The organism is Streptomyces sp. NPDC050732 (assembly GCF_040654255.1).
Classification (GTDB): domain Bacteria; phylum Actinomycetota; class Actinomycetes; order Streptomycetales; family Streptomycetaceae; genus Streptomyces.
This window is the reverse complement of record NZ_JBFAHP010000042.1, coordinates 71,087-79,000: the sequence shown is the minus strand read 5'-3', so window position 1 is coordinate 79,000 and position 7,914 is coordinate 71,087. Positions and strand designations below refer to the sequence as shown.

The 7,914-nt window shown below is 70.8% G+C and carries 6 protein-coding genes; 5 read left to right on the top strand and 1 reads right to left on the bottom strand.

The window, feature by feature from the left end:
* The first annotated feature begins 143 nt into the window (after nt 1–143).
* From rsmA to AB0H82_RS31060, 3 genes are all read left to right on the top strand, one after another.
* Nucleotides 144–1,010, top strand: coding sequence for a 16S rRNA (adenine(1518)-N(6)/adenine(1519)-N(6))-dimethyltransferase RsmA (gene rsmA, locus AB0H82_RS31070; RefSeq protein WP_362998618.1), 867 nt, complete (start codon nt 144–146; stop codon nt 1,008–1,010).
* Entirely contained in the window at nt 1,007–1,900 is an 894-nt protein-coding gene (locus AB0H82_RS31065) for a 4-(cytidine 5'-diphospho)-2-C-methyl-D-erythritol kinase (RefSeq protein ID WP_362998616.1), read from the top strand. The genes rsmA and AB0H82_RS31065 overlap by 4 nt, the downstream gene beginning before the upstream one ends.
* An 84-nt stretch (nt 1,901–1,984) precedes the next feature.
* Nucleotides 1,985–3,334: an acyltransferase gene (locus AB0H82_RS31060; RefSeq protein ID WP_362998614.1), complete on the top strand. Its 1,350-nt coding sequence runs from the start codon at nt 1,985–1,987 to the stop codon at nt 3,332–3,334.
* Here AB0H82_RS31060 and AB0H82_RS31055 read toward each other — a convergent pair.
* On the bottom strand, nt 3,312–3,926 hold the full coding sequence (locus tag AB0H82_RS31055; protein WP_362998612.1) for a Uma2 family endonuclease: 615 nt from the start codon (nt 3,924–3,926) through the stop codon (nt 3,312–3,314). The two genes, AB0H82_RS31060 and AB0H82_RS31055, sit on opposite strands and share 23 nt — an antisense overlap.
* A gap of 169 nt (nt 3,927–4,095) precedes the next feature.
* On the opposite strand from AB0H82_RS31055, the gene AB0H82_RS31050 reads away from it, so the two are divergent.
* Both AB0H82_RS31050 and AB0H82_RS31045 read left to right on the top strand, forming a co-directional pair.
* Nucleotides 4,096–5,913 carry an ABC-F family ATP-binding cassette domain-containing protein gene (locus AB0H82_RS31050; protein ID WP_362998610.1) on the top strand — a complete coding sequence of 606 codons (1,818 nt, stop codon included), beginning with the start codon at nt 4,096–4,098 and terminating at the stop codon, nt 5,911–5,913.
* A 156-nt stretch (nt 5,914–6,069) separates the two neighbouring features.
* A complete protein-coding gene (locus tag AB0H82_RS31045; RefSeq protein WP_362998608.1) occupies nt 6,070–7,890 on the top strand; it encodes a PQQ-binding-like beta-propeller repeat protein in 1,821 nt (606 codons plus the stop codon).
* Nucleotides 7,891–7,914: the final 24 nt, after the last annotated feature.

The window sequence follows — 7,914 nt, the reverse complement described above, 5'->3', positions numbered from 1 at the left end:
TGGACGTCGCGGGGTGAACGGGTGGGTGGGTGGGAGGTATCCGCCGCGGAGCGGCGGGCTTGGGGGTCCTGCCTCGGCAGGGCGGGGCAGGGCAAGGGGTGGACCGCGTGAGGCCCAGGGGCCAGGGCCCGTAACCTGGGGGCGTGAGCACTGAGCACGGCGCCCTCCTCGGCCCCGCCGACATCCGCGAACTGGCCGCTGCCCTGGGCGTACGCCCCACCAAGCAGCGCGGCCAGAACTTCGTCATCGACGCCAACACCGTACGGCGCATCGTCCGCACCGCGGAGGTCCGCCCGGACGACGTCGTCGTGGAGGTGGGACCGGGCCTCGGGTCGCTGACCCTGGCGCTGTTGGAGACCGCCGCCCACGTCACCGCGGTCGAGATCGACGACGTGCTCGCCGGTGCGCTGCCCGCGACGGTGGAAGCCCGTCTTCCGGGCAAGGTGGGGTCCTTCGGGCTCGTGCACAGTGACGCCATGCTCGTACGGGAGCTGCCGGGGCCCGCGCCCACCGCGCTCGTCGCGAACCTCCCGTACAACGTGGCCGTGCCCGTGCTCCTGCACATGCTCGACACCTTCCCGACCATCGAGCGCACGCTCGTGATGGTGCAGGCCGAGGTCGCCGACCGGCTCGCCGCCGGGCCGGGCTCGCGGGTGTACGGGGTGCCGTCCGTGAAGGCCAACTGGTACGCCGAGGTGAAGCGCGCCGGGTCCATCGGGCGCAATGTCTTCTGGCCCGCGCCCAATGTCGACTCGGGTCTCGTCTCGCTGGTGCGGCGGTCCGAGCCGGTCAGGACCAGCGCGTCGAAGCGCGAGGTGTTCGCCGTCGTCGACGCCGCCTTCGCACAGCGCAGGAAGACGCTGCGCGCGGCCCTGGCCGGCTGGGCCGGTTCCGCGGCCGCCGCGGAGGCCGCGCTCGTCGCAGCCGGTGTCTCGCCGCAGGCCAGGGGTGAGGCCCTGACCGTCGAGGAGTTCGCCCGCATCGCCGAGCACAAGGAGGCCGGCGCGTGAGCGCGAGCGTCACCGTGCGGGTTCCCGCGAAGGTCAATGTGCAGCTGGCCGTGGGGGCCGCGCGTGCCGACGGGTTTCATGACCTGGCGAATGTCTTCCTCGCCGTCGGGCTGTACGACGAGGTCACGGTGACGCCCGCCGACGGGCTCCGGGTGACCTGCGAGGGCCCCGGGGCCGACCAGGTGCCCCTGGACCGCACGAACCTCGCCGCCCGCGCCGCCGAACTGCTCGCCGCGCGGCGCGGCATCGCACCCGACGTCCACCTTCACATCGCCAAGGACATTCCCGTCGCCGGCGGCATGGCGGGCGGCAGCGCGGACGGCGCCGCCGCGCTCGTGGCGTGCGACGCGCTGTGGGGCACGCACGCCTCCCGCGACGAACTGCTCGACATCTGCGCCGAGTTGGGCAGCGACGTGCCGTTCAGTTTGGTGGGTGGCGCCGCGCTCGGCACCGGACGGGGCGAGAAGCTCGCGCCGCTGGAGGTCGGCGGCACCTTCCACTGGGTCTTCGCCGTCGCCGACGGAGGGCTCTCCACACCCGCCGTGTACCGCGAGTTCGACCGGCTCACTCCCGAAGCGCCCGCCCCCGAGGCGTCCCCCGCGCTCCTCGCCGCCCTGCGCAAGGGCGACGCCGAGGCCCTCGCCGACACCGTCACCAACGATCTCCAGCCCGCCGCTCTCTCGCTCTTCCCCTCGCTCCGCGACACCCTCGCCACGGGCACCGAGGCGGGAGCTCTCGCCGCGCTGGTCTCCGGGTCGGGGCCGACCACCGCGTTCCTCACGGCGGACGCCGATGCGGCGCGGCGCGTGGCGGACGCGCTGCTCGCGTCCGGTACCTGCCGCGCGGCACGGGTCGCGGAATCGCCCGCTCCGGGCGCCACGCTGCTCTAGGTACTCAGGTCTCCGGGTACTCAGGTACGGATCTGAGTACGGGCGCGCTGACCCCGGCGTACGACGGCACGCGACCGTACGTACATGGGATCAAGCGTTCGCGAACTCGCCGAGAAGACGCCCGCCGGGCGTGACCGGTACGTCGACCTGCTGCGCGTCGCCTCGCTCGGCACGGTCGTCGTCGGACACTGGCTGATGGCCGCCGTGACCGTCGGCGACGACGGCCGCGCCGAGGTCGGCAACCTCCTCGCCGTGGTGCCCGAGCTGCAGCTCCTCACGTGGGCGCTGCAGATCATGCCCGTCTTCTTTTTCGTCGGCGGGTTCTCGCACGCGCTGTCGTACCGCTCGCTGAGCCGTCGGTCCGAGGGGCGGTCCGTCTATTCGGTGTTCGTGCGGGCCAGGCTCCAGCGGCTGCTGCGGCCCACCATGGTGTTTATAGCGGTGTGGGGCGCGGCGGCGCTCGCCCTCCAACTGGGCGGTCACGGCGGTGGGCTGCTCGATGTCGCGTTGCGGCTCGTCGCGCAGCCGTTGTGGTTCATCGGTGTCTATCTCGCGATGGTCGCCTTCACGCCGCCGCTGCTGCGGCTGCACGAGCGGTGGGGGTGGGGCGCGTTCGGCGCGCTCGTGGCGGCGGCCGGCGCGGTGGACGTGGCGCGCTTCGCGTTCGGCGTGCCGTATCTGGAGTTCCTGAACTTCGCCTTCGTGTGGCTCGCCGTGCACCAGCTGGGCTTCCTGCGCGCGGACGGCAGGCTGAGGGTGAGGGCGCCGTACGTCCTGGCGGGCGCGGGTCTCGCGGGCGCCTCGCTGCTGGTGGCCTTCGGGCCGTATCCGCTCTCCATGGTCGGCATGCCCGGCGAACGCGTCTCGAACATGGCGCCGCCCACCTTCGCCCTCCTCTGCCACGGCATGTGGCTGGTCGGCGCCGTGGAGCTGCTGCGCGGACCGGCGACGCGGTGGCTGGCGCGGCCGCGGGTGTGGCGCGGCGTGGTCGCGGCCAACGGCGTCTCCATGACGGCGTTCCTCTGGCATCTGACGGCGATGCTCGGCGTGTACGGGATGCTGCTCGCCCTCGGCGTTCCGCTGCCGGAGCCCGCGTCGGCGGCCTGGTGGGCCCAGGTGCCGCTGCGGATGGCGGCGGCCGCGGCGCTGACGGTGGCGCTGGTGGCCCTCTTCCGACGCTTCGAGCGGCCGGGGGCGGCGGGGCCGGCCGCTCCGGGTACGGCCTCGGGCCCGGCGGCGGCCCTCGGCGTCACGCTCTGCCTGTTCGGGGTGCTCGGCCTGTCGATGGTCGGCTTCGGAGGCCTGCTGGAGGGCCGTACGGCGATGCTCGTCGCCGTCCAGGTGACGGCGCCGGCGGCGGTGGGGATGGCGCTGGTGGGATGGCTGCTGGTGGAGCGGGCGGGAGGCCGGGTCAGAGCACGTCGATGGCGGTGAGGTCGATGTCGATGTCGAACGGCACGGAGACCTTGAGGCGGTCGTGATAAATACCGGTCACGGCGTATGTACCGGACACCGTGCCGAGTTCGTAGACCTGGACTACGGGGTGGTCGTCCTGCCCTGCCATCTCCACCAGCCAGAAGTGGCGGATACCGGCAGCGGCGTACTTGTGAGGCTTGGTGCTCCGGTCGCGGGACTCCGAGTCCGGGGAGACGACTTCCACGGCGAGAAGGACGTCGTCGGCGTGGAAGGAGGTCTGTCCGCGGCCCTTGACCGCTTCCTTGCGCACGACGGAGATGTCCGGCTCGGGTCCGTTGCGGCGGTCGAGGACCACGGTCATCTCGCGATTGACCCGCATCTCCGGCGGCACGCTGCTCCGTAGTCCGGTGACCAGCAGATCGATGGTGATGCTGTGGAACAGGCGTTGCGGACTCACGAAGATCAGGCTCCCGTCGATCATCTCTGTGTGCGGCGGGAGATCGGGCAACGTGTGCAGGTCGTCCACGGTCCAGCCTTCCGGCGGCGGCACCGGCCACCGGGGCCCGGACACCGGCTCGGAGACCGGCTCGGAAATCGGCTCGGCGGTCATGGTTCCTCCCATGGGCGGGATTCTTCGGCCTGTGCCTCAACGGTAGCCGCGGATTCCTTGATCCGTCATCACAAAGAGTGAGCAAGCCGGTACGCCCAGGGAGGCCGAGGACCGGCCCCCGCGGGCGACTACGCTGGGGGATCGATCGATCCCCCCTGTCAGGAGAGAAATGGCCGTCAATCTGGTCAATGTCGAGGCAGTCAGCAAGGTGTACGGCACCCGTGCCCTGCTCGACGGCGTCTCACTCGGCGTGTCCGAGGGGGACAGGATCGGTGTCGTCGGGCGCAACGGCGACGGCAAGACCACCCTGATCCGCATGCTCGCCAAGCTGGAGGAGGCGGACTCCGGGCGGGTCACGCACAACGGCGGGCTGCGGCTCGGCGTGCTGACGCAGCACGACTCCCTCGACCCCGCCGCCACCGTCCGGCACGAGGTCATCGGTGACCTCGCCGATCACGAGTGGGCGGGCAGCGCCAAGATCCGGGACGTGCTGACCGGGCTGTTCGGCGGGCTCGACATGCCGGGCTTCCCGCAGGGGCTCGACACCGTCATCGGCCCGCTCTCCGGTGGCGAGCGGCGCCGTATCGCGCTCGCGAAGCTGCTCATCGGCGAGCCCGACCTGATCGTGCTCGACGAGCCGACCAACCACCTGGACGTCGAGGGCATCGCCTGGCTCGCCGAGCACCTGCGCACGCGGCGCTCGGCGCTCGTCTGCGTCACGCACGACCGCTGGTTCCTGGACCAGGTGTGCACGCGCATGTGGGACGTGCAGAGCGGGTCCGTCTATGAGTACGAGGGCGGGTACTCCGACTACGTCTTCGCCCGTGCCGAGCGCGAGCGCATCGCGGCCACCGAGGAGACCAAGCGCAAGAACCTGATGCGCAAGGAGCTGGCCTGGCTGCGGCGCGGCGCCCCGGCCCGCACCAGCAAGCCGAAGTTCCGCATCGAGGCGGCCAACGAGCTGATCGCGGACGTGCCGCCGCCGCGCGACACCAGCGAGCTGATGAAGTTCGCGACGACGCGGCTCGGCAAGACCGTCTTCGATCTGGAGGACGTGTCCGTGCAGGCCGGGCCCAAGATGCTGCTCAAGCATCTGACCTGGCAGCTCGGTCCCGGTGACCGCGTCGGTCTCGTCGGGGTGAACGGCGCGGGCAAGACCTCGCTGCTGCGGGCCATGGCGGACGCGGCGCGCAGCGCGGGCGACGTGCAGCCCGCGGACGGGAAGATCGTCGTCGGCAGGACCGTGAAGCTCGCCTACCTCTCGCAGGAGGTGGCCGAACTGAAGCCGACGCTGCGGGTGTTGGAGGCCGTGCAGCAGGTGCGTGAGCGCGTCGACCTCGGCAAGGGCCGGGAGATGACCGCGGGACAGCTCTGTGAGACCTTCGGGTTCAGCAAGGAGAAGCAGTGGACGCCGGTGGGCGACCTCTCCGGCGGTGAGCGGCGCAGGCTGCAGCTGCTGCGGCTGCTCATGGACGAGCCGAACGTCCTCTTCCTCGACGAGCCGACCAACGACCTCGACATCGAGACGCTGACGCAGCTCGAAGACGTGCTGGACGGCTGGCCCGGCTCCATGGTCGTCATCTCCCACGACCGGTTCTTCGTCGAGCGGACCACGGACAAGGTGTTCGCGCTGCTCGGTGACGCCACGATGCGGATGCTGCCGCGCGGCATCGACGAGTACCTGGAGCGCAGGCGGCGGATGGCGGAGACCGCGAGTGCGTCGGCGCCCGCCCAGTCCGCGCCCGCGCACACCGCCGCGGCGAAGACCGTCTCCTCCGCCGATGCCCGCGCCGCCAAGAAGGAACTGCAGAAGATCGAGCGGCAGCTGGACAAGGTTTCCGAGCGGGAGACCAAGCTGCACGCTCAAATCGCCGATAACGCCACGGACTTCGAAAAGGTGGCCAAACTGGACGCCGAGCTCCGCGAACTGATCGGGCAGCGCGAGGAGTTGGAAATGCGCTGGCTGGAGCTGGCGGAGGACGCGTAGAGCTCCCGTGGAGCTCGCGTAACGGACGCATTACGGGCCGGTCCTCCCTTGGGAACAGGGGCTGGACCGGACCCGTGTGGTACGGGGACAGGGTGATAGAAAGGCTGCCCTGAGCACCACTTGGCGTGCCGAAAATCAGTGAAGGGGGAAGCGCTGATGACTCAGCCGCCCAACCAGCCGCCGTCCGGCGGCTTCGGAGCTCCGCAGGATCCACGGCAGGGCGGAGCGCCGCAACCACCGGGGCCGCCACCGCAGCCCCAGCCCGGTTACGGCTACCCGCAGACCCCGCCGGCCGGGTCCGACAACCCGTACGCGCAGCCGACCCAGCCCGCCCAGCCCGGCCCCTACCACCAGCCGCAGCAGCCCGGCCCGTACGGCCAGCCGCAGCAGCCCGGACCCTACGGAAACCAGCCGCAGCAGCCGGGCCCCTACGGTCAGCCGCAGCAGCCCGGACCCTACGGAAGCCAGCCGCAGTACGGCTACCCGCAGCCGCCCACGCAGCCCCAGTTCCCCGCGGGCCCCGGCGCGCCCGGCACCCCGCCCGGCGGCGGTGGCGGCGGCAAGCGCAACAAGCTCGTGGTGGTCGTCGCCGCGGCTGTGGCCGCGCTGCTCGTCGCGGGCGGTGTCACCTGGGCCGTCGTCAGCGGTGACGACGAGGGCGAGAAGAAGTCCGAGGCGAAGAACAAGGATCCAAAGCCCACCCTCTCCGCACCGGTCAACCCGGGCACCGGCGACGGCGACGGCCACGAGGGCAAGGAAGACCTCAACGAAGGCCGCCAGGCCGGCGAGGCGAAGGTCCTCTGGTACAAGGAGGCGCCCAAGGTGCCCGGTTCCGGAGGCGACGCCCCCGGCATGTGGGTGTACGGCGACACCGTGGTCAAGGCCGCGTACAAGCAGCTCCTCGCGTACAAGGTGGGGAGCGGCAGGACCGCCTGGAAGGCCATCGAGTTCCCGCAGAAGATCTGCGCGGCGACCCAGACGGCCACCGACGACGGCAGGATCGTCGTCGCGTACAAGGAAGGCACCAAGAGCGACGCCAAGTGCAACCAGCTCCAGGTCATCAACCTGAAGAACGGTGAGAAGGGCTGGGGCAAGCCGGTCAAGGAGGAAGGTCTCTTCGACTTCGCCCTCAAGAGCCAGCTGGTCCTCGTCGGCGACGTCCTCATGGTCGGCCGCGACCAGTCCGGCACGGCGCTGCGGATGAGCGACGGCAAGAAGCTCTACGTCGCGGACAAGAAGGACGAGGGCACCTGCTTCCCCAACGGCTTCGCCGGCGGCAAGCAGCTCCTCATGGCCCTGTCCTGCGGCGCGAGCACACCCAGCGCGCACGACGAACTGCAGCAGCTCGACCCGAAGACCGGCCGCGCCCTGTGGACCAAGAAGTTCCCCAAGGGCTGGCGCATCGGCAAGGTCTTCTCGGTCAGCCCCACGATCGTGTACCTCAGCAACGAGGACAAGAAGCAGTTCAACATCACGGTGCTGAAGGAGAACAGCGACGCGACGCGCTCCGAGGTCATCACCAAGGACAGCTTCGCGCCGGAGTGCGACACCTCGGTCCTCAGCCGTGAGCTGGGCGGCTGCCTGGGCGTGGCCGTCGACGACAAGAACCTCTACCTGCCGACGAGCGAGAAGAGCGGCGCGAACGACGTCGTCGCGCTGAGCCTGGCCACCGGCAAGGAGGCCTGGCGCGCCAAGTCGCCGCTGGACGAAACGATGCTCCCGCTGAAGGTCGAGAACGGCGAGGTGATCGCGTACGTCACTCCGTCGTACGACTCCGGCGGCCGCGTCGTCTCCATCGCGACGTCCGGTTCGCACAAGCCCGAGACCCTTCTGCAGCACCCGAAGGGCACCTCGCGGATCGAGAGCGGCTTCTACTCGAAGGACGTCGACTACGTGGACGGGCGCTTCTACATCTCGACCACCAGCATCATGCGCTCCTCCGGCCAGGCGAAGCTGATGCTCGCCTACGGCAAGTGACGCGCCCCCACCCAGTCTTCCGCT